Raw genomic sequence first — 21,485 nt, forward strand, 5'->3', positions numbered from 1 at the left:
GTTACCGTTCGGATTCGTCAACGAGCGTCAGGCATTTGTAAAGGTTCTGCAAAGGAAATCTGGCGCAAGCAGCGGCTTTTCCGGGGCGTGTTAGACTGCAGCCTGAAACGTTGGAGAAACAGTATGCAGAACAGGGTTCTACTGGTTGAAGACGATGAGGAATTGCGGGAACTGCTTGCGCGGTACCTTAGCAATCAGGGATTCACGGTTCGTGAAGCGGCTAACGGTCGGGACGGACTGGCGCTGGCTCTGGGGCAGGACTGCGACATTGTGGTGCTGGACATCATGCTGCCAGATATCAGTGGGCTCGAGGTGTTGCGGGAGTTGCGTGCCGAAACACACTTGCCGGTTGTGCTTTTGACCGCCCGCGGAGACGAAACCGATCGAATTGTCGGCTTCGAGGTGGGTGCCGATGATTACATCCCCAAACCCTGTAACCCGAGGGAGCTGGTGGCCCGCCTGCAGGCTCTTTTACGTCGAATTGCCTGGGACCAGAAATCGGAAGTTAATGCTGGGCAAAGCTATGGTGATGTGAGAGTTGAACCGGGGCATCGACGAATCTATCAGAACGATAAGGCATTGGATCTGACCGCGACAGAATACGAGGTTCTGCAGGTTTTACTGGCCCACGCAGGTAGCGTGGTTCGAAAAACTGATCTGATGCAGTGGGCTCTGGGTCGACGGCTGGAAGCCTATGACCGGACCCTTGATATGCACATCAGTAATCTTCGACGGAAGCTGGGCAATGAGGATCCACCGAGGATCGAAACCGTGCGAGGTCTTGGCTACAGTTATCGGGTGCCGGAATGAAGCGTAAAGTGACCTTTCCATTGTTCTGGCGGATCTTTTTTTCGATCTGGCTTGCCATGGCGGTGACGGTGGTGGCCAGCAATATAGCGACCCGTGTGCTTCTGGATCGTGAGCGACAGGCTATTGAGCGGCAAACGGGATTGCTGGATGTTGCCCGGGAAGCGGTAGAAATCCGTGAATCACCTGAGCGGGGCAGTGTCTGGCGCTTTCTGAAGTCAGAGGGTGAGCGGTTGGATCTGCATCTGATGCTGCTTGCAAAAGGCAAGCATGATGGCCGACTGCCTTCGCATATCCGTGAGCGAATGGATGCAGGCTGGTATCAGCAGAAGCCGGCAGTTCTGGATGTCGATGAGAAGTATCGTCTGGTGGCATGGCCAAGAACCCAGGGGGAAGGCTGGCTGGATCCAAGGTTTTTCAGAACCATTGAGCTTGGCCTTGCTTTTGTGATGATTTCTCTGGCGTGCTGGTGGATTGCCCGGCGGGTGTCCCGTCCCCTGCGGCACATGGAATCAACAGCCCAGGCAATTTCACAGGGCGCCAATTCGCTTCGTGTAAGCGAGCATATTGCGCGGCGCCGTGATGAGGTGGGATTGCTTGCGACCGCCTTCAATAATATGACGGAACAGCTTTGCAACCTGCTGGAGCGCCAGAAACATTTGCTCCGGGATATCTCTCACGATCTCCGAACCCCCCTGGCACGCCAGCGCGTTGCCATAGAACTGGCCAGTGAATCCGGTGCAGACGAAGAGCTGATGGCCAGCATCCTGCGGCAGAATGAGCGTCTTGAGACGATGACAGGTCAGATATTAACCCTGTATCGGGTGACGGATGCGGGTGGAGATATTTCGCGGGAGGCGCTCAGACCGGTGCAGGTGATCAACCGGGTTCTGCAGGACGCCGCCGACTACGCGGAGCACCAGGGTGTTGACTGCAAACTGGTGGTTTCGCCGGATGCCTCCGGCGCATCGGTGCTTGGCGATGAGGGGCTGTTGGGGCGGGCACTTGATAATATTCTCCAGAATGCGCTCGATCATACGCCGCCCGGAAAGGCTGTGCATCTGGGCCTGACTGTTTCTGAAGGCTGGCTCAGCCTGACGGTTGACGATGAGGGGCCGGGCGTTTCCGAGGAGTCGATCGGACACCTTTTCGAACCGTTCTTCAGGGCGGATAAGTCCCGGGGTGGTCAAGGCTGGGGGCTGGGACTGGCAATCGCCAGGGATATCGTGCGTTCCCATGACGGCGACATTGCTGCAGAGACAGGTGACCGGGGAGGGTTACGGATCAGGATCCATCTGCCGGTGTTTTTCGGTGGTGGGTGATTCCGGCTCAACCTCCGTCGGTTTCAGGGATATTGCGTCAGAAAAATCGATGCCTTCCTGCAACTCGTCCTCGTCAAACCGGATGCCGCAGGCTGCTTTTCGGATTTTCGCGGGTTGTGCCGAGCCCCGGCTGTTGTATTCGTCTTCAGAGGCCATAGGTCGTTGTCCATGAAAAAAGATTACCCCGTACCCGCAGGATACCTTGAGCGTGAGACGGAAGTGAAGAAAAGCCGGTTCATTGCCCGGGTGGCGCCGGTGGGTTCCCGGGATGAGGTCAAGGACTGGCTGGAACAGGCTCATCGGGACCATCCGGACGCCCGCCATATCTGCTGGGCCTATCAGATCGGCCGTCCCGGCTCTGCTGCCGAGGCTGCTATGAATGATGACGGCGAGCCGTCTGGAACCGCCGGAAAGCCTATTCTGAATGTCATTCAGCACAAGGATATGGGCGATGTACTGGTGATGGTTATCAGGTACTTCGGTGGTATCAAGCTGGGTGCCGGTGGCTTGGTGAGAGCATATGCCGGGGCTGCTGAGAGCGTTCTTTCGGAGGTTGATCGAGAGGTCCACAAGCCCATGCTGGATGCGCAGGTGACGCTGTCGTTTGCGGATGAACAGCCGCTCCGGCACTGGTGCGAAGTGCATGGGGCGTCGGTGCAGTCGGTGGAGTACGGAGCCTCCGTCTTCGCCCGGGTACTGGTGCCGGAAGACCAGAAGTCAGTGTTCGGCGCTTTTTGCGATGCCCAGAAGCTGGATTACAGTTTTGAAAGGTGACAGATCCCGGGGGCATTGTTGAAGGTTGGCACGCGTATACTGTCTTGAAATCGGGACTTTTAATCGAGGGCAGAAATCATGAAGCGTTTTCTGATGTTAGCGGTTGTTACCTTGGCCATGGCTGGTTGCGCCAGCAATGTAGTGACCGACTACAACTCGTCTGTCGTTTTTGGCAATTATTCATCCTGGGCGTTCGTCAATGACGCGGATTCTCCAGCCTTTACCTCCCTCGATGGCACCCGGGTTCGGGCCGCTATTGAAAAAGAGCTGAATCGCAAGGCCTTCCGTAAGGTGCCTGAAGCGGAAGCGGACCTGATGGTTAACTGGCAGATAGTGCAAGAAGAGCGGCTTGAACAGACCGGCCTGGGGCTGGGATTCGGTTTTGGGCGCGGAAATTTCGGCTGGGCTCTGTCGGCACCGCCACCGGTGCGTGAAATTGAAGAGGGCAAGCTGGTGGTCGAGCTGGCGGACAGCACGTCCAAAGAGGTGGTATGGCGTGCGGTAAGCCGGCGTTATCTCAACGAGAACCAGTCCCCGGAGACCCGGAGAGAGCTAATCGATGAGGTAGTGGCCGAAATGTTCAGCCACTATCCTCCGGGCCTTGACTGAGAAGCGGGTCAGGCAAGAAAGACAAGCACGGAGACAGAATGAAAAAGCGATCTGAGGGCGGCCTGGTTTTTTCAACCGAGCAGGGGCGAATGTGCCCCGATTGCCGGAACCCGGTGGCAGCCTGCACCTGCAGTAAAGAATCCCGGCCTGCCGGAGATGGCGTTGTCAGGGTGAGCCGGGAAACCAAAGGGCGTAAAGGTAAGGGGGTTACTCTGATCACCGGTATACCCCTGAGTGACAAGGACCTGAAAGCCTATGCCAAGGTGCTGAAAGCGAAATGTGGCACCGGTGGCACCGTAAAAGATGGTGTCGTCGAAATTCAGGGCGATCAGCGGGACCTTCTGGTTCCGCTGCTTGAGCAGAAAGGGTGGACGGTCAAGCGCTCTGGAGGTTGACGCGCTGGCACGCATTTACCGGAAGCTCAGGTTACAATGGAGCCCGCAAATAACGAATTCCAAGTATCAAACTCACCGGACGCTGGCCAGAACTTCCCGGGTATATTCCCGGGAATGGCGAGTTCCGTTTGACCGGAGACAGGCATGAAAGTACTGGTGTTGGGTGCGGGCGTTGTAGGCACAACCACGGCCTGGTACCTGCAAAAGCAGGGGCACCAGGTAACGGTGGTTGATCGTCAGAGCCAGGCCGGTCTGGAAACCAGTTATGCCAATGGAGGTCAGATCTCCGTCTCGCATGCAGAGCCCTGGGCCAATTCGTCAGCACCACTGAAAGTTCTGAAGTGGCTCACGCAACCTGACGCGCCATTGTTGTTCCGGCCAAAACTGGATCCGGGACAGTGGCGCTGGGCTCTTTCGTTTCTCGGGCAGTGCACGTCTGCGAAGGCCGCCCACAACATCCGCCAGATGGTGAATCTGGGAACCTACAGCCGCGGTCAGTTGCAGGCTCTGCGCCAGGATGCCGGAATAGAGTATGACCACCTGGAGAAAGGCATTCTGCATTTTTACACCAATTCTGCAGAATTTGATGGCGCCATGGAACCAACCCGGATCATGCAGAATCTGGGCTGTGACCGGCAGATCATCAGTGCGGAACGTGCCGTTGAGCTGGAACCGGCCCTGAAACCCATAAGCAACCGTATTGCCGGTGCAACCTTCACCCCGGAAGACGAATCCGGTGATGCCCGTATGTTTACCCAGAATCTTGCCAGTCGCTGCTCCGAAGCGGGTGTCGAGTTCCGGTATGGCACCCGGGTTCTGGGGTTTGAGCAGGCGGGTGAGCGAGTTCTGGGTGTCCAGACTTTGTGCAATGGACGCCATGAAACACTTCGGGCCGACGCCTATGTCCTGAGTATGGGGAGCTTCAGCGCCGCACTGGCCCGGCAACTGGGGATTTTCCTGAACATCTACCCGGCCAAGGGCTACTCCATTACCGTGCCGGTGAAGAATGAAGAGGCGGCATTCGAGGTCAGTCTGACCGACGACGAGTTCAAACTGGTTTATTCACGTCTTGGTAACCGGATTCGTGTCGCAGGTACGGCGGAGCTGAATGGCTACAGCCGAAAGCTGGATTACACACGTTGTCGCGCCATCGTTCGCCGTGCCGCGGAAGTGATGCCGGAAGCCGGGTGCTGGGATCAGGCTGAGTTCTGGACCGGTTTGCGGCCCGCTACCCCTTCCAATGTTCCTTACATTGGTAAAAGCCATTTTGCCAATCTCTATCTGAATACCGGGCACGGTACGCTGGGCTGGACTCATTCCTGTGGCTCCGCGGCGGCACTGGCCGATATCATTGACGGCCGCAAGCCGGATGTGGATTTTACGTTTACCGGCCTATAGAAACAGAAAAGGGTCAGGTGAACGAGTTCACCTGACCCTCGGTTTTTGCTTCGAAAAACGTTACTGCAACTGATCCCGAATCAGCTTCTTGTTGATCTTGCCAACACTCGTCTTCGGGATATCCTCCACGAAATCAATCTGCTCGGGGATCGCCCACTTATTGATCTCGCCGCTGTCCACGAATTGCTTCAGGTGATTCTGGATGTCCTCGACATCAACCTGTTCGCCGGGCCTGAGTGTCACCAGTGCATGAGGGCGTTCGCCCCATTTTTCGTCGGGCACACCCACAACCGCGGCGCCGGCTACGGCCGGATGCTGGCTGATAAGGTTCTCGAGATCCAGTGACGAGAGCCACTCACCGCCCGTCTTGATTACATCCTTGATGCGGTCTTTGATGGTGAGGATGTTATCAGGTTCCATCGACGCGACGTCTCCGGTATGGAGCCAGCCGCCTTCCCAGAGTTGCTCTCCCTTTTCGGGCTCTTTGAAATAACCCTGGGTCAACCATGGAGCTCGGGCTACAACCTCACCTTTGGCTTCACCATCATGGGGAACCGGGTTGCCGTCCGGATCTACGATTTCCAGCTCAACCATTGGTGTCGCAATTCCGGTTTTCACCCGCATGGCCGCCTGCTGCTCAAGAGGCAGTTCCATATCTTCCGGCTTCAGATGGGAAGCACTCAGCAGAGGGCAGGTTTCAGACATTCCATAGGCGGTGTAGAGCTTGATACCGAGCTTCGCCCCGGCATCGCATAGACCCTTGGTCAATGCGCTGCCGCCGATCAGAACGTGCCAGTTACTCAGGTCTGCCGTCTTGATGGACTCGGTAGCCAGCATCATCTGCATAATGGTTGGTACACAGTGAGAGAAGGTCACCTTGTGGGTTTTTAACAGATCGACCAGCAACTCGGGTTCATAACGGCCGGGGTAGACCTGTTTGATGCCCATCATGGTGGCGGCATAGGGCACGCCCCAGGCGTGAACATGAAACATGGGGGTCACCGGCATGTACACCGATGAGGAGCGCATTAATGGCATCTCATCGAATGAAGACACTGTGCCAGTCATTGCCAGTGTGTGCAGGACCAGTTGGCGATGAGTGAAGTAAACGCCTTTCGGGTTGCCCGTGGTGCCGGTGGTGTAGAAGGTGGTTGCCACGCTGTTTTCGTCAAAGTCCGGAAACTCGAACTGATTGTCAGCCTTTGCCAGCAAGGTCTCGTACTCACCGATAGCGTCAACAGAGGTTGTCTGTGCGGTGTCACTGTCGGTCAGCTGGATCCAGGTCTTGACCGTTTTGATATCGTCTTTTACGCCCTCAATGATCGGGAGGAAGTCGTCGTGCACCAGTACCACATCGTCCTCTGCGTGGTTCATGGTGTAGACGATCTGCTCTGGTGACAAGCGGATATTGACCGTGTGCAGAATGGCACCAATCATCGGAATGGCGAAGAAACACTCCAGGTACCGAGGGGTATCCCAGTCCATTACCGCAACCGTATCACCCGCTTTGACGCCGGCATCGGTCAGGGCATTTGCCAGACGATGGATGCGTTCTACCAGGTCGGTGTAGGTGTATTTGCTTCGGTTCGAATAGACGATCTCCTGATCCGGATTGTACCGGGGCCCTGAGAGCAGGAGTCGTTTGATCAGCAAGGGGTACTGATAGGCGTTATCGGCCGGGGGTAAAATGCGGGTCTGTGCCATTGCTCGCGTCCTCTTTCCCAATTGTTGGTGTTATCGTGAGAAACAGGGACAAATTTGACACAGATTTAGAGAAACAGGAACCGGAGAAAGTGAAAAAAAGCAGAGCGAACGGTGGCTTAGGTGAATGCCGGTTCCGCTCTGCGAACATATTTGTGGTTTACCGGGGGGGGTTACTCGTAGGTACAGAGGTAAGCCGTGTCGATATCGGTCTTCGCCTTGAAACTGGCCTGCCCGGCAACATCAAAGCTCTCACCGGCACCGTAGGTCATCCATTCTTCCATACCTGGCAGAAGCACCGTCAAAGCACCGCTGATCACAGTCATGGTTTCTTTTTTGCTGGTGCCGAATTCGTATTCGCCCGGACTGATGACGCCCACTGTGGCTGGCAAAGTGGAGGTCTGGAAAGAAATGGATTTGGCCTGGCCGTCAAAATATTCGTTTACCTTCAGCATGTGCTGGGCTCCTGAAGCAAGTTTGGGGGCCTACTATACGGCAAAATTCCTCAAGTCCAATGACAAAATTCGGATCGGAGGGGGCTTTACCGGAATTCACTGGTCCCACGGCTTGCCTTCGGTATTCTCCACCGGTTTGACGCCGATATGCATGGCTGCCTTGGCCAGGATGTTGGCGCTTACCGGGGCCGTCATCAGCAGGAATACAGTGATCAGGATTTCCGAAATGCCAATGCCGGCACCGCTCGCGCTGAAATAGAACACCGAGCTCAGCATGATAGCGCCAACCCCTACTGTGGTTGCCTTGGTTGGGCCATGAAGTCGGGTGAAAAAGTCCGGAAACCTGGCAAGACCGATGGCGCCTATGAGCGTAAAGGCACCACCCAGCAGCAGCAGGGCAGAAATGAGATATTCCGCAATCGGGCTCATGGTGATTTGTCTCCTGCAAATGATCGGATGTTGAAGGCTCTATTCAATGACGCTGCCTCGTTTAAGGTACTTGGCCATGGCAACGGTCCCCACAAACCCCATCACCGCGATAAGCAGGGCTGCCTCCAGGTACATACGGGTGCCCAGAGTGATGCCCAGCAGAATAATGAGTGCAATGGCGTTGATGTAAAGCGTATCCAGGGCCAGTACCCGGTCTGGCGCATCCGGGCCCTTGATCAGCCGATAAACGTTCAGGAGTGCGGCCAGGGTAACCATGGCAATGGTGATGTAGAGAGCAGTGGTGATCATTGGAACATCTCCATTAACGGCTTCTCGTAGCGCTTGTGAATGGCGTCAATAATCTCCTGATCGCTGTCGGCATCCAGGGTATGGATCAGTAATGTCTTGTTGTCATCACTGATATCCGCACTGACAGTACCCGGCGTCAGCGAGATCGTGCTGGCGAGAATCGAGATTGCCAGCGGGTGTTCAAGCTGGAGAGGGTAGCAGACGAAGATTGGCCTGGGCTGGCGTGGGCTCAGGATCAGGCGGGCTACCGAGAAGCTGGCGACCACAATGTCCATGAGCACGATCGCCAGATAACCGGGCAGGCGCCAGGATTTTACGAATGCCGGCCGCTCGGGCCAGAAACCCTGGGTCAACTGCGGAATGAGCCAGGCCAGTACGATCCCCATAACAATACTGGCGCCAGAAACCCCATCACTCAGCAGTTGCCAGGTCGTAAACAGGACCAGACTTAACCAGGGTTGCGGAAAACTCAGGCGATCAAGCATCAGTCATCCTCCCCGATCGGCGTCTGCAAAATGTCGATATAGGCGCTGGTGTCGTGCAGTTGCGCCGCGGTTGCATCGGTGTAGCGTGTGATCGGTCCGGCCAGGACAACCATCACGACGGCCAGCGCGGTCAGAGCGCCGGCGGCAACGGAAATCCGGCCATTGAGCGGGTCCGGTTTTTCGAGGTGGCCATCAACGGTCCGCCAGAACACAATGCTACCTGCGCGACTGTAGGCGATAACGGTGAGGAAGCTGCCGATCAGCAGGACTGACCACAGCCACGCCATGTCGGGCCCCGATTCCACCGATTTCAGGATCAGTACCTTGCCGAAAAAGCCTCCCAGCGGAGGCAGCCCTGCAGCGGCAACAGCTCCGATCAGGAAAAGAACGCTGAGAAACGTCCTGCTCTGCATCTTGGGCGCGGTGATGATGCGGTCTGTTGCCGTGCCTCTCTGGTTTGCCACCATCTCCGACACAAGAAACAGGCCGCCTACGGTCCAGGTTGTACTCAGCAGATAGAACAGTGCCGCAGACAGGCCTGCTTCGGAACCGAGTGAGATGGGGGCCAGCAAAGTGCCTACCGAAATAATGACCTGCCAGGCGATCAGTGTTTTCAGACTGCCGGAGCCCAGAGCACCGATAACCCCCATCGCCAGGGTGGCCAGGGCAATCGGGAACAACCAGTCCATGCCCAGATTGGCAAGTTCGCCGGCATTGTCCCCGAACACCAGCAGGTAAACCCGCAAAATAGCGTAGATACCGACCTTGGTCATGACCGCGAACAACGCGGCGACGGGAGCTGTGGCCTTGGAATAGGCCCGGGGCAGCCAGAAGCACAGAGGCAGAATGGCAGCTTTGAGACCGAAAACCACCAGCAGCATCATACCGCCGGCTTTGACGATATTCAGACTCTCACCGGAAACCTCCGGAATCTTGATGGCTAGATCGGCCATGTTCAGTGTGCCGGTGACACTGTAAATCATGCCCACGCTGATCAGGAATATGGCAGAGCCAACCAGGTTAAGCACAACATAGTGCAGCCCCGGAACGGTTCGGATGGTCCCTCCGCCATGCATGAGCAGACCGTAGGAGGCGATGAGCAGAACCTCGAAGGCCACAAAGAGGTTAAACAGGTCACCGGTGAGGAAGGCAATGTTCAGTCCCATGAGCTGGAACAGGAACAACGCGTGGAACTGCCGATTACCCTCATCAGCACCGCCGATGGCATAAATGTGGCAGAACAGCGCCAGAACAGCTGTCAAAATCAGCATCAGGGCGGCCAGGCGGTCCAGGACGAGAACGATCCCGAACGGCGGTTGCCAGTTACCAAACGCATAGATCCGGTAACTGCCATCGTCTGCGAGTACCAGCAGCACGATGGCAGAGACCAGCATCAGAACGGTTGTTGCCAGCGCCAGTGTTCGCCGCAGGCTGATGGGAGCGTAGCCCATGAGTGCCTGGAGAATACCTCCGAGCAGGGGAATCAGAACAGGAGCGGTAAGCCAGTGGTTCATTTACCGATTACCTCCTCTTCCTGCTCCGGGGCAGGCGATTTGTAGGGTTGCTTGCCATCAACATGGTCATCATCGTTATCTGCCAGGTTGCGCAGTGACATCACCACAACAAAAGCAGTCATGGCGAAGCCAATCACGATGGCTGTCAATACCAGAGCCTGGGGCAGCGGATCGGAATAGCTTGCGGCGGTCCCGATGACTGGTTGCTGGCCGGTTGCCAGGCGTCCGCTCGAGAACAGAAACAGGTTTACGCCGTAGGACAGCAGGGTCAGGCCAACAACGACCGGGAAAGTGCGTGCCCGTAGCAGAAGATAAACGCCGGATGCCGTCAGGGCGCCAATTACCAGTGCGAATACAATCTCCATTACGCGCCCTCCTTTTTGCTCTTGATTGCGGAGTGTGGAGACAGTCGTCCAATACTTACCAGGGCAAGCAAGGTGGCTCCGATGACCGTCAGATAGACGCCCATATCAAACACCAGGGCAGATGCCACCTCGAACTTGCCTACGACCGGCCAGGTAATGTAGTCGAACGTAGAAGTCAGGAACGGATATCCGAAGGCAAAGCTGCCGGCGCCCGCCACAGTTGCGAACAACAGCCCCAGACCGATCACGTTGTGATATCGGAATGGAATCCGGTCCTGAGTCCAGATCATGCCACTGGCAATGTACTGGAGAATCAGGGCAACCGAGGTGATCAGGCCGGCTATGAAACCGCCGCCCGGGAGGTTGTGCCCGCGCAGGAAAATGAATGCCGACACCATCAGTGCCAACGGCAGCATCGGGCGGGCGATCTGGCGCAACATCAGAGGGTAGGCGTCGCGAGTCCAGGCATGTCCCTCACCATCGCTGGGCGGAGGCGTCAGGGCCGTATTTTTGAGCATGGCGTAAATGCCAAGAGCCGCAATCGCCAGAACAGCGATTTCCCCGAGGGTATCAAAACCACGGAAATCCACCAGGATGACATTGACCACATTGGTGCCACCGCCACCCGGCTTGCTGTTCTCCAGGAAGAAGTCGGAGATGGAACTGAAGGGCTGGGTCAGTATGGCCAGGGTGACCAGAGTCATGCCAACACCTGCCGCTGCCGCAATGCTTATGTCCCGGAAACGCCGGCGTGCTGGTGTTTCGATAGGCGTCCAGGAAGGCATGTAGAAGAGAGCCAGCATCAGCAACACAATGGTCACCACTTCTACGGAAAGCTGGGTCATCGCCAGATCCGGTGCCGAGAAGCGGGCGAAGGCGAGTGCCACGATCAGGCCCACGACGCTCAGCAGAACCAGCGCATAAAACCGCTGTCGGTGCATGGCTGCGGTTGCAAGGGCACACAGGATCAGCACACCGGCTGCAATTGCGGTTGGCCAGTCCACGGGGCTGAGCCCGTTTTCGCCAACATAGATACCCAGACTCAGAAGGGGGGAAGCCGCAACAGCCAGCGCGCTTAGCACCAGCAGCATGGCGTATCGCTGCAGAGAGCCGTTTTCGACGCGTGCGGTAAACCTGTTTGCCAGATCGACAACGCGCAAGACGACCGCTTCGAAAACCGCCTTTTCGTCGATTTCCTTGAATCGGGCGTGGAAATCGAAGAAGCGCTGGCGTTGGCTGTACATGAGTAAGCCGCCAAAAAACGCCACAAAACTCATGAACAATGGAAGGTTGAAGCCATGATAAATGGCAAGGGTGTAATCGGGAACGTCACCGCCAAGTGTTGCCGAGGCTGCCATGAAGAGCAGTGGCCCGACAGAAACCGCGGGGAACAGACCCACCATGATGCAGGCGAAAACCAGGATCTCCACCGGAAACTTCATGTAGCGCGGGGGCTCATGGGGCGGGTAGATAGGAAGATCCACCGGCTTGCCGTTGAAGAAAACGTCGTGAATAAACCGGGCCGAGTAGGCCACCGCGAATACCCCGGCAAGGGTGGCGGCGATCGGTGGCAGCCACGCCCAGAACCCGGGAAGGTTCAGCTCCAGAGCCTCGGCGAAGAACATCTCCTTGCTCAGGAACCCGTTCAGCAGAGGGACACCGGCCATGGATGAGGCCGCGACCATAGCGAGGGTTGCGGTGTGAGGCATGTAGCGCCACAAGCCGTTGATGCGACGCATATCCCGGGTGCCGGTTTCATGGTCGATGATGCCGGCGGCCATAAACAGGGATGCCTTGAAAGTGGCATGGTTGATCACATGGAAAACCGCGGCAACCGCTGCCAGCTGTGTACCCATGCCGAACAACAGGGTGATCAGCCCCAGGTGGCTCACGGTCGAGTGTGCCAGCAGTCCTTTGAGATCATGTTTGAACATGGCGACGTAGGCGCCGATCAACAGGGTGGCCATGCCGGTAAAGCTGACCATGTAGAACCATTGTTCGGTGCCTGCCAGGGCCGGATAAAGCCGCGCCATAAGAAAGATGCCGGCCTTGACCATGGTCGCCGAGTGCAGGTATGCCGAAACCGGGGTCGGTGCCTGCATGGCGTGGGGTAGCCAGAAATGGAACGGGAACTGGGCCGATTTGGTGAATGCGCCGAGCAGAACGAGCGTCAGGGCAATCGGGTACATGGCATGGGCCTTGATCTGCTCGCCTGCAGCCAGTACATCGTCGAGCTCAAAACTGCCAACTATGTTTCCGATGATCAGTATGCCGGCAAGTAACGCCAGGCCACCACCACCGGTCACAGCCAGGGCCATCCGGGCACCGCGTCGGGCATCCTGTTTGTGGGTCCAGAAACTGATCAGCAGGAAGGACGTCAGACTGGTCAGTTCCCAGAAGATCATCATCAGGAGCAGGTTGCTGGAGAGAACGATACCCAGCATGGAGCCCTTGAAACACAGGAGCAGGGCGTAGAACTTGCCGACGTTCTCGTGAGCCTTCAGGTAGTAGCGGGCGTAGAGAATGATCAGCAGTCCGATAATCAGGATCAGCAGGGCGAACAGCAGAGAGAGGCCATCCAGCCTGAAGCTCAAAGAGAGGCCCAGGGCGGGTAGCCATTCGTAGCTGTGCAGCACCACATCGCCATTGGCAAGTGTTTCCCAATGAGGAAATAGCGCTGCAAGAGCAATCAGTGCGGGGACAGAAGATGCAACGGCGATTGCCGTTCTGCCGCCCTGGGCGAACAGGGGTGCGGCCATGGCACCCAAAAAAGGCAGTAAAACAACCAGCGGTAGCGACATCGCAACCTCGTTATTGGTTTTCTTTTACGTGAGTATTGAAGGCATGTTTGCCTGAGTCTAGTTTCCGGCCTGCCACCCTGCACTATGAGCGTTACTGCCTGTAGGGCATGGCAAGTGGGGTGGATCAGCAGAAAGCAGGCGGGTCCGGGAAGTACGGGAGACGACCCCGGTGCCGCGCGATGTCAGCGGTAACAGGTGGGCGGGTAATAATCATGCAGCCGAAGGACCTTGCGGTCATGGTTGCTCCGTCAGTCAAACTTGGAATTCGATGATACGTGGCCCGTCTGGAAGGTCAAGTCAACTTGCCATTGATCGGGTGTATACTCGCGATAAATATTTCATGAGAGTGTCCCATGAGCGATATCTATCCTAACCTTTTGCAACCTCTCGATCTTGGTTTTACCGAACTGAAAAACCGGGTGCTGATGGGGTCCATGCACACGGGCCTCGAAGACCGGTTCTGGAACATACATAAGTTCGCCCGCTATTTCGCCGAGCGCGCCGAAGGTGGTGTGGGCCTCATGGTGACGGGCGGATTTTCTCCCAATCTGGTGGGCCAGCTGGCGCCGCTTGCTTCAACCATGAACAACCGGGCCACGGCACTGATGCATCGACATGTGACCGGAGCGGTGCATGAGGCGGGGGGCAAGATCTGTATGCAGATTCTGCACGCAGGGCGCTATGGCTACCAGCCATTGATTGTCTCGGCGTCGGCAACCAAAGCTCCGATCAGCCCCTTCAAGGCCCGCGCGCTCTCCTCCAAAGGAGTTGAGCGGCAGATCAACGACTTCGTCAAGGCGGCCAAACTCGCACAGTTCGCCGGCTATGACGGCGTTGAAGTGATGGGGTCTGAGGGCTATTTCATTAACCAGTTCTTGTGCGAACGCACCAACAAGAGAACCGACAAATGGGGCGGGCCCTATGAGAATCGCATGCGCCTGCCAGTGGAAATTGTCCGGCGTATGCGCGAAGCGGTCGGGCCGGATTTCATCATCATCTACCGTTTATCGATGCTTGATCTGGTTGAGGGCGGCCAGACCTGGGATCAGATCGTGACTCTCGGCAAGGCCATCGAACAGGCTGGTGCCACCATCATCAATACCGGTATCGGCTGGCACGAAGCGAGGGTTCCCACCATTGTCACCTCTGTGCCTCGTGGTGGCTTCGCAGATGTCACGGCCAAGTTCTACGGGGAAGTGGGTATCCCGGTGTGCACCACCAACCGCATCAACACCCCGGAGAAAGGCGAGGAGATTCTCGCTGCAGGTAAGGCGGATATGATCTCCATGGCCCGGCCACTGTTGGCTGACAGTGAGTTTGTCCGCAAGGCAGAGCAGGGGCGCAGTGATGAGATCAACACCTGCATTGCCTGTAACCAGGCTTGCCTGGACCATGCCTTTCAGGCCCGGCGGGCCTCGTGCCTGGTTAACCCCCGAGCCTGTCACGAAACCGAGCTGGTTTTGACGGTGGCACCGGTTGCTCGCAGGGTTGCCGTGGTCGGGGCGGGGCCTGCCGGACTGGCGGCGGCGACAACCGCGGCGAAACGGGGCCACAAGGTGACGCTGTTCGACGCAGATGATCAGATTGGCGGACAGTTCAATTACGCCAAGCGCATTCCGGGCAAGGAAGAATTCTACGAAACCCTGCGCTATTACCAGCGCCAGATCGAATTGCTTGAAATTGAGCTGAAGCTCGGCACCCGAGTTGATGCCGGCACACTGGCAGGGCAAGGGTTTGACGATGTGATTATCGCCACGGGTGTGAAGCCAAGAACCCCGGGCATTGATGGTATCAACCATCCAAAAGTGCTCGGCTATCTGGACGTGCTTCGTCACAACAAACCGGTCGGTGATACCGTGGCGGTCATAGGTGCCGGTGGTATCGGCTTCGATGTCAGTGAGTTTCTGACCCATGACTTCGGCCATCAACCGGAAGGAGAGCAGGTCAGTGTTTCTGACTGGCAGGCGGAGTGGGGGGTTAACCCGGATTTTGAAGGCCCCGGGGGCCTGGCCGAGCGCCAGCCGACACCGTCACCTCGCAAGATATATCTAATGCAAAGAAAGACCGGCAAGGTGGGTGGCGGTCTGGGCAAGACTTCAGGCTGGGTGCACCGTAACAGCCTGAAACACCGTGACGTCGAGATGCTCAGGGGCTGCCGATATGAACGGATTGACGATGAAGGACTGCATATTTCTGTCACGGATAAAGATGGCAAAGTGACTGAAAGCCGGGTGTTACCGGTAGACAATGTTGTCATTTGTGCCGGCCAGGAGCCCTTCAGGGAACTTTTCGATGAGTTGTCGGCCTCTGGGGTAAACGCACATCTGATCGGTGGTGCAGATGTTGCCGAAGAACTGGACGCGAAACGGGCTATCCGGCAAGGGACGGAAGTCGCAGCCAAACTATGACATTACTCATTGCCTTCGCAGTGCTCTCGATAGGCGTCTCATTTTTATGCTCCATTCTTGAGGCGGCACTGCTCTCGGTAACGCCGAGCTACATCGCCTCCCTCAAGAAAGAGAGGCCGCAGCTTTTTGCCCGATTACGCAAACTGAAAGACGATGTGGACGATCCAATGTCTGCGATCCTGACACTGAACACTGTTGCCCACACGGTGGGCGCCACCGGTGTGGGTGCCCAGGTGACTGTGGTTTTTGGTGAGGCCTGGCTCGGCATCGCTTCTGCGGTGATGACCCTGGCCATTCTGATCTTTTCCGAAATCATCCCCAAAACCATCGGCGCCAAGTACTGGCGGAGCATTGCGCCCCGGTTACCGGCGGTACTGGGATTCATGATCAAGGCCCTGCTGCCGTTTATCTGGTTGTCCAAACAGGTAACCCGCCGTATTGCGTCCGGGGATGCTGACACGGACATCAGGGCCGAGATCAATGCACTGGCGGAGATCGGAAAAGACCAGCAGGCGCTGGACGAAGACGAACGACGAATGATCCAGAACGTCCTGCGCTTTCATGAAATCAAGGTGAGCTCCGTGATGACGCCAAGGACGGTATGCAAATACGTTGATCCGGAGGTCACCGTCGATCAGTTCCGGGAGCAGGTCAAGAGATCACCGTTTTCCCGCTACCCGGTAATAGATGAAGACGGCGAAGCCCTCGGCTATCTGCATCGGGCTGACCTGATCAGCCTTGATAGCGATGTCGACCTGCTGGAGCACATGCGGAAAATCAAGCGGGTGAAGGGCAATATCAATATCGAATTTCTGTTTTCTGACATGCTGAGAGAGCGGCAGCACCTGGCCGTGGTCTATGACGAACTGGGTACCTGGTTGGGAATAGTGACGCTGGAGGACATATTGGAGACACTTTTGGGCACCGAAATCATGGATGAAACCGACAATGTCTCTAACCTTCGCCGGTATGCGAAGCAGCGATGGAGCCGTCGAGTGAAAAAATATGGCTCGGGATAGCGTGTTGGTTATTGCTTAACGGGCCGCTTTCAAGGCGTTGGAGATGGCCTCTGCCTCTGCTTCAAGTACCTGACATCTAAGGCTATTTCCTTTTTCCGATGCATGCGCTATTTGCTTGCGCTTCATGTCGTACAGCTTGCTCAGAATGGCTGCATGGTTTTGTCTTGTCGGTGCGTTCATGGTGGACCTCCCCATAGTGACACCTGTCCGTATTCTTTACGTTTCAGACCAAACAGTGGCCTTGATGTGAAGACGATGCATAACCTGGGCCAGTAGGTGGGCCTGAACATTACCTTACAAAGCGTGATCGATAGGCTCCAGGCGATAGTCCGGTGTGTTTTCGGAACAGGCGGGTAAAGGAACTGACGTCCTCGTAACCCACCAGGCGGGTGATTTCATCAATAGGTAAGCGCGACTTTTCCAGATGCTGACGGGCAACCTCGATCCGCAAAAGCTGCAGATAGCCGGTAGGCGTATCGCCGGTTGCCGCTTTGAATCGGCGAATCAGAGAACGTTCGGTTAGCCCGCTCAGTGAGGCCAGACGCTGAAGAGTCGCAGGCTCGCTGTAATGGCTGTCGAGCCAGTCCTGTAATTTCAGGATGGCCGTATCGGAGTGGTAACGTCGTGCTTGTAAGGCGCTGTAGGGCGCCTGACTGGTCCGGCCCACATCAATCACGAAGGCCTTGGCCAGCTCTCGTGCCACCTGCGCTCCGGCATACTGCTCCACCAGATAAATTCCCAGGTCCCACCAGGCCATGCCTCCTCCGGCACAGGCAATATCACCGTCCACCGTCACCAGTTTGTCCGGTTGCAGGTCCACCGCTGGAAAGCGTTGGCGGAACTGGTGACTGAAGCCCCAATGCGTCGTCGCCTGACGACCATCCAGCAGCCCCGCCTCGGCGAGCATAAACGCACCGGTACAATTGCTGGCAACCCGAACCTGCCCGGCGTCTGAACACTGGAAGGAACTGAGCCAGTCGATAAGCTCCGAATTTCCGGCCAGAACCCTATCGATCGGACCACCAATAGTGGGGATAACCACCAGGTCGCTGCCGTCGCCATCCGGATGCAGCTCATTCCACGCTCCGTCTGACTGAATGGTCAGCCCGTTGATACAGCGGCAGGATGCGCCGTCTTTTGTCAGAAGCCGGGTTGTAAACTGAGGGCTCGGCGTTTCATCGTTAATCCGCGACCAGGTAACCCCGGCAAGCCGGAAAAGGTCAATAATGCCGGTAATAGCACTGGCAAGTGCCCCGTCAAATCCGATAACAGAAACTGTTCTCATACCAACTCCAAAGTAAGCTTTGGGATGGGGACGTCTGACCGGGACTGACTGCAGCATGGATGCTGCAGTCAAGCCTACATGGATGTATTAACGGCGTGTCCCGGTCAGACGTCCCCATCCCATAGCCGGCCGGCCGGCACTGAATAAACCGAAGCACAATCAAATGGTGGCAATAATGGCCATAATTATGTCATAAACGCCGGTTCCCAGAAAAAACCAGTTGTGAGAGGCTGTCGACAACAAACAGGAGACCAAGCATGACCGACACCCTGATCGACCGCCGCGACCTGGCGTTCCAGCTATACGAAGTTCTCGATACCGAAAACCTCATCACCCGGGAGCGCTTCAGCGAACACAACCGCGACACATTCGATGCCGTCATTGAAACTGCCGATAAAATGGCCCGGGAGAAATTCGCTACCCACAACAGTGCTGCCGACAAGGACGAGCCGAAATTCGTCAACGGTCAGGTCGAGATGCTGCCGCAGGTTAAGGAAGCCTTTGACGCCTATGCACAGGCGGGCTTTATCGCTGGCCGGTATGATTATGAGCTTGGCGGCATGCAACTTCCCGAATCCGTGATGGCTGCGTGCAATGGATTCTTTACCGCCGCCAATCCGGGTACCGCCGGCTACCCGTTCCTGACGACTGCCGCGGCGAATCTCATCCGGGTCTTTGGCAATGAGAATGAGAAAAACACCTTCCTGCCGCATATGCTCAGCGGCCGGTTCAGTGGCACTATGGCTCTGACAGAGCCCCATGCCGGCTCTTCCCTGGCCGATATCCGTACCTCGGCATCGCCCACCGACGAAGGTCATTACCTGATCAAGGGTGCCAAGATATACATTTCCGGTGGTGAGCAATCCATCACCGATAATATCGTTCACATGGTGTTGGCCAAGATCAAAGGCGCTCCTGCGGGCGTGAAGGGTATCTCCCTGTTCGTCGTTCCGAAATTCCTGGTAGATAACGAGGGCAATCCCACCGGGCGCAATGGCGTCAGCCTTGCCGGTCTGATCCACAAGCTGGGCTACCGGGGCACCACGTCTACAGCACTGAGCTTCGGTGATGACGCGCCCTGTCACGGCTATCTGGTGGGTGAGCCCCATCAGGGCCTGAAATACATGTTCCAGATGATGAACGAAGCCCGGGTTGGTGTCGGTTTTGGCGCTGCTGTGATCGGTTATCGCGGTTACATGCACAGCCTTGAGTACGCCAAAGACCGTTTGCAGGGTCGCAAAGCCAGCGAAAAAAATCCGGAATCCCCGCAGGTGCCGATCATCGAACATGCCGACGTGCGTCGTATGTTATTGGCCCAGAAAGCTTACAGTGAGGGCGGTCTGGCGTTGTGCCTCTATGGTGCCCGGCTGATGGACGACCAGCACACCCATCCGGACGAGCAGAAACGGGCAGAAGCTGGAAAGCTGCTGGATTTGCTTACCCCTGTGATCAAAGCCTGGCCGTCGGAATACGGTCCCAAGGCTAACGATCTCGCCATTCAGGTATACGGCGGCGCCGGCTATACACGGGAGTACCCGGTAGAGCAGTGCTGGCGCGATAACCGCCTGAACCCGATTCACGAGGGTACCAACGGCATCCAGGCGCTGGATCTGCTGGGCCGGAAGATCTGGCAGGATCAGAGCCATGGCTTGCAACTGCTGATGCAGGAAATGCAGGTGGATTTGCAGGCAGCCACCACCGACCGGTGTCAGCAATGGGCCCTGTCCCTGAGTGAAACCCTGCAGCAGGCGGTGAAAGTCACCCAAAGCCTTGGCAAATCCCTGATGGGCGGTGATGTTGATAAATCCCTGGCCAACGCCTCCTGCTACCTGCATCTGTTCGGTCACATCATTGTGGCCTGGATGTGGCTGCGTCAGGCTAATGCCGCCGCTCATGCACTGGGGTCCGCCAACAGTGATGATGAACGCAATTTTTACCAGGGCAAACTGCAGGCGGCCCAGTACTTCTTCCATTGGGAACTGCCAACCGTGGCCCAGGATCTGGTTCTGTTGAGAAACCAGGACGACACCTGCCTGAACATGAAGACGGAGTGGTTCTGATGGCCCTTGTTAACGTTGAAAAGAAAGATCACATTCTGCTGATCGGGCTGAACCGCCCGGAAAAAATGAACGCGATGAACCGCGAGATGTACCACCAGATTGCGGCGGCCTATTACCAGCTTGAGAACGACCCCGAGCTGCGGGTCGGCCTGATGTACGCCGAAGGCGATCACTTCACCAGTGGCCTGCAACTGGATGACTGGGCCGGCGTGTTTGCCAATGGCAAGGGCATAGAACCGGCAGAGGGTGAACTGGACCCCTTCCATATCACCGGTCAGGCGCTTGGCAAACCGGTGGTCTTCGCCGCCCAGGGCATATGCTTCACCTGTGGCGTGGAAATGATGCTCAACACCGATGTGCGCGTCGCCGCCAAAGGCACCCGCTTTGCCCAACTGGAAGTGAAGCGCGGCATCTTCGCCTGTGGTGGTGCAACCATCCGACTGCAGCGGGAAATCGGCTGGGGTAATGCCCAGCGATACCTGCTGACGGGTGATGAGTGGACCGCGGAGCAGGCGTATCAGTGGGGCCTGATTCAGGAACTGGTTGAGCCGGGAGAACAATTTAGCGTTGCTCTGGACATTGCCGAGAAGATCGCCCGAGCGGCCCCTTTGGGCGTCCGTGGTAGCCTCAAATCTTCAAAGATTGCCGTCTGCGAAGGACAGGAGGTCGCGAAACAGCGTCTGTTCCCGGATCTGCAACCGGTAATGGCCAGTGAGGATGTGAAAGAGGGGATTCAGTCTTTTATGGAACGGCGAGAGGCGATTTTTAAAGGTAAATGACCGGGAGGTAATGGTTTTACCGGGCTAAACAGATCTGACGATACTTTCAGAGCTGAAACCGCCGGGTTCCCAAACTCCTATGGGCAATTTCTATCGGGCAATCTGGTAATGTCAGGGGCGGCTCGGTAGAAATCCCGGTTTGAAACGACAAGCTGTTTTTCCTTGGCAGAAAGCGGAATTCTGGGCCAGACTCATTCAGACAAGAAGAGCCTGATCACAAGGAAGAATCAGCCATGCCTAATCCCTCATTTGCTACTGCTTCATGCTCTGTTCAGACAGTGCTTCGAGAATACCTGTCGTCCGGCACACTCATCGAGGTGGTCTATCGCGACAGTGCCGGTCAGGTTTGTCTTGTTCATGATGTCATTCGCGATCTTTTCAGCCGTGCAGGGCAGGATTTTTTGCTGCTTGGGCGTGGCACTATGCTCCCGTTTGATCACGTCATTACCATCGATGGTCAGTTAATATCCGACAGTTCCGGATAACGAAAGGGTAATTGACCGGTAATTGCCTCGGGTCCGACCCATCCGTACCCTGTGCAGCGTTGTAAATACTTACCAATAGAGGGAT

General features: G+C 56.5%; 22 protein-coding genes. 11 read left to right on the plus strand and 11 right to left on the minus strand.

Annotation, left to right across the window (positions count from 1 at the left end):
• Positions 1 to 123: 123 nt before the first annotated feature.
• A complete protein-coding gene (locus tag KO499_RS08645; protein WP_215983289.1) occupies positions 124 to 810 on the plus strand; it encodes a response regulator transcription factor in 687 nt (228 codons plus the stop codon).
• Positions 807 to 2,129: a sensor histidine kinase gene (locus tag KO499_RS08650; protein WP_215983290.1), complete on the plus strand. Its 1,323-nt coding sequence runs from the start codon at positions 807 to 809 to the stop codon at positions 2,127 to 2,129. Before KO499_RS08645 ends, KO499_RS08650 begins: the two co-directional genes overlap by 4 nt.
• On the opposite strand, the gene KO499_RS08655 is transcribed toward KO499_RS08650, so the two are convergent.
• Positions 2,085 to 2,285, minus strand: coding sequence for a hypothetical protein (locus KO499_RS08655; RefSeq protein WP_215983291.1), 201 nt, complete (start codon positions 2,283 to 2,285; stop codon positions 2,085 to 2,087). The genes KO499_RS08650 and KO499_RS08655 overlap by 45 nt on opposite strands.
• 12 nt (positions 2,286 to 2,297) lie before the next feature.
• Here KO499_RS08655 and KO499_RS08660 point away from each other — a divergent pair, with 12 nt between their 5' ends.
• The 4 genes from KO499_RS08660 (at position 2,298) to KO499_RS08675 (ending at position 5,305) form a co-directional block, all read left to right on the plus strand.
• Positions 2,298 to 2,903 carry a YigZ family protein gene (locus KO499_RS08660; RefSeq protein WP_215983292.1) on the plus strand — a complete coding sequence of 202 codons (606 nt, stop codon included), beginning with the start codon at positions 2,298 to 2,300 and terminating at the stop codon, positions 2,901 to 2,903.
• A 78-nt stretch (positions 2,904 to 2,981) separates the two neighbouring features.
• Complete coding sequence (locus KO499_RS08665) at positions 2,982 to 3,512, plus strand: DUF4136 domain-containing protein (RefSeq protein ID WP_215983293.1); 531 nt, start codon at positions 2,982 to 2,984, stop codon at positions 3,510 to 3,512.
• A 38-nt stretch (positions 3,513 to 3,550) separates the two neighbouring features.
• On the plus strand, positions 3,551 to 3,907 hold the full coding sequence (locus tag KO499_RS08670) for a translation initiation factor Sui1 (RefSeq protein ID WP_215983294.1): 357 nt from the start codon (positions 3,551 to 3,553) through the stop codon (positions 3,905 to 3,907).
• 144 nt (positions 3,908 to 4,051) lie between these two features.
• The gene (locus KO499_RS08675) at positions 4,052 to 5,305 is read left to right on the plus strand and encodes a D-amino acid dehydrogenase (protein ID WP_215983295.1); all 1,254 of its coding nucleotides are present in this window, start codon (positions 4,052 to 4,054) and stop codon (positions 5,303 to 5,305) included.
• A 60-nt stretch (positions 5,306 to 5,365) separates the two neighbouring features.
• On the opposite strand, the gene KO499_RS08680 is transcribed toward KO499_RS08675, so the two are convergent.
• From KO499_RS08680 to KO499_RS08715, 8 genes are all read right to left on the minus strand, one after another.
• Positions 5,366 to 7,009: a fatty acid--CoA ligase gene (locus KO499_RS08680; protein ID WP_215983296.1), complete on the minus strand. Its 1,644-nt coding sequence runs from the start codon at positions 7,007 to 7,009 to the stop codon at positions 5,366 to 5,368.
• 170 nt (positions 7,010 to 7,179) lie between these two features.
• Positions 7,180 to 7,461, minus strand: coding sequence for a pyrimidine/purine nucleoside phosphorylase (locus KO499_RS08685; protein WP_215983297.1), 282 nt, complete (start codon positions 7,459 to 7,461; stop codon positions 7,180 to 7,182).
• 96 nt (positions 7,462 to 7,557) lie between these two features.
• Positions 7,558 to 7,890 carry a Na+/H+ antiporter subunit G gene (locus KO499_RS08690; RefSeq protein WP_215983298.1) on the minus strand — a complete coding sequence of 111 codons (333 nt, stop codon included), beginning with the start codon at positions 7,888 to 7,890 and terminating at the stop codon, positions 7,558 to 7,560.
• A 39-nt stretch (positions 7,891 to 7,929) separates the two neighbouring features.
• Positions 7,930 to 8,199 carry a K+/H+ antiporter subunit F gene (locus KO499_RS08695; RefSeq protein WP_215983299.1) on the minus strand — a complete coding sequence of 90 codons (270 nt, stop codon included), beginning with the start codon at positions 8,197 to 8,199 and terminating at the stop codon, positions 7,930 to 7,932.
• A complete protein-coding gene (locus KO499_RS08700) occupies positions 8,196 to 8,684 on the minus strand; it encodes a Na+/H+ antiporter subunit E (RefSeq protein WP_215983300.1) in 489 nt (162 codons plus the stop codon). The genes KO499_RS08695 and KO499_RS08700 overlap by 4 nt, the downstream gene beginning before the upstream one ends.
• Positions 8,684 to 10,198: a monovalent cation/H+ antiporter subunit D gene (locus KO499_RS08705; protein WP_215983301.1), complete on the minus strand. Its 1,515-nt coding sequence runs from the start codon at positions 10,196 to 10,198 to the stop codon at positions 8,684 to 8,686. The genes KO499_RS08700 and KO499_RS08705 overlap by 1 nt, the downstream gene beginning before the upstream one ends.
• Positions 10,195 to 10,563, minus strand: coding sequence for a Na+/H+ antiporter subunit C (locus KO499_RS08710; RefSeq protein WP_215983302.1), 369 nt, complete (start codon positions 10,561 to 10,563; stop codon positions 10,195 to 10,197). The genes KO499_RS08705 and KO499_RS08710 overlap by 4 nt, the downstream gene beginning before the upstream one ends.
• Complete coding sequence (locus KO499_RS08715; protein ID WP_215983303.1) at positions 10,563 to 13,364, minus strand: monovalent cation/H+ antiporter subunit A; 2,802 nt, start codon at positions 13,362 to 13,364, stop codon at positions 10,563 to 10,565. The genes KO499_RS08710 and KO499_RS08715 overlap by 1 nt, the downstream gene beginning before the upstream one ends.
• A 353-nt stretch (positions 13,365 to 13,717) precedes the next feature.
• On the opposite strand from KO499_RS08715, the gene KO499_RS08720 reads away from it, so the two are divergent.
• Both KO499_RS08720 and KO499_RS08725 read left to right on the plus strand, forming a co-directional pair.
• Positions 13,718 to 15,772 (plus strand): NADPH-dependent 2,4-dienoyl-CoA reductase, encoded by a 2,055-nt coding sequence (locus KO499_RS08720; protein WP_215983304.1) that lies wholly within the window; start codon positions 13,718 to 13,720, stop codon positions 15,770 to 15,772.
• Positions 15,769 to 16,791 carry a CNNM domain-containing protein gene (locus KO499_RS08725; RefSeq protein ID WP_215983305.1) on the plus strand — a complete coding sequence of 341 codons (1,023 nt, stop codon included), beginning with the start codon at positions 15,769 to 15,771 and terminating at the stop codon, positions 16,789 to 16,791. Before KO499_RS08720 ends, KO499_RS08725 begins: the two co-directional genes overlap by 4 nt.
• A gap of 15 nt (positions 16,792 to 16,806) precedes the next feature.
• Here the strand turns inward: KO499_RS08725 and KO499_RS08730 are convergent, their stop codons facing one another.
• Positions 16,807 to 16,971 (minus strand): hypothetical protein, encoded by a 165-nt coding sequence (locus KO499_RS08730; RefSeq protein WP_215983306.1) that lies wholly within the window; start codon positions 16,969 to 16,971, stop codon positions 16,807 to 16,809.
• Positions 16,972 to 17,080: 109 nt separating this feature from the next.
• Positions 17,081 to 18,076 carry a GlxA family transcriptional regulator gene (locus tag KO499_RS08735; protein WP_215983307.1) on the minus strand — a complete coding sequence of 332 codons (996 nt, stop codon included), beginning with the start codon at positions 18,074 to 18,076 and terminating at the stop codon, positions 17,081 to 17,083.
• Between the two features lie 257 nt (positions 18,077 to 18,333).
• On the opposite strand from KO499_RS08735, the gene KO499_RS08740 reads away from it, so the two are divergent.
• The 3 genes from KO499_RS08740 to KO499_RS08750 all read left to right on the plus strand — a co-directional run bounded on the left by KO499_RS08740 (position 18,334) and on the right by KO499_RS08750 (position 21,400).
• Positions 18,334 to 20,136, plus strand: coding sequence for an acyl-CoA dehydrogenase (locus KO499_RS08740; RefSeq protein ID WP_215983308.1), 1,803 nt, complete (start codon positions 18,334 to 18,336; stop codon positions 20,134 to 20,136).
• A complete protein-coding gene (locus tag KO499_RS08745; RefSeq protein ID WP_215983309.1) occupies positions 20,136 to 20,915 on the plus strand; it encodes a crotonase/enoyl-CoA hydratase family protein in 780 nt (259 codons plus the stop codon). Before KO499_RS08740 ends, KO499_RS08745 begins: the two co-directional genes overlap by 1 nt.
• A 233-nt stretch (positions 20,916 to 21,148) precedes the next feature.
• Positions 21,149 to 21,400, plus strand: coding sequence for a hypothetical protein (locus tag KO499_RS08750; protein ID WP_215983310.1), 252 nt, complete (start codon positions 21,149 to 21,151; stop codon positions 21,398 to 21,400).
• Positions 21,401 to 21,485: the final 85 nt, after the last annotated feature.

It is taken from the genome of Marinobacter sp. F3R08, from assembly GCF_018860425.1.
Lineage (GTDB): Bacteria > Pseudomonadota > Gammaproteobacteria > Pseudomonadales > Oleiphilaceae > Marinobacter.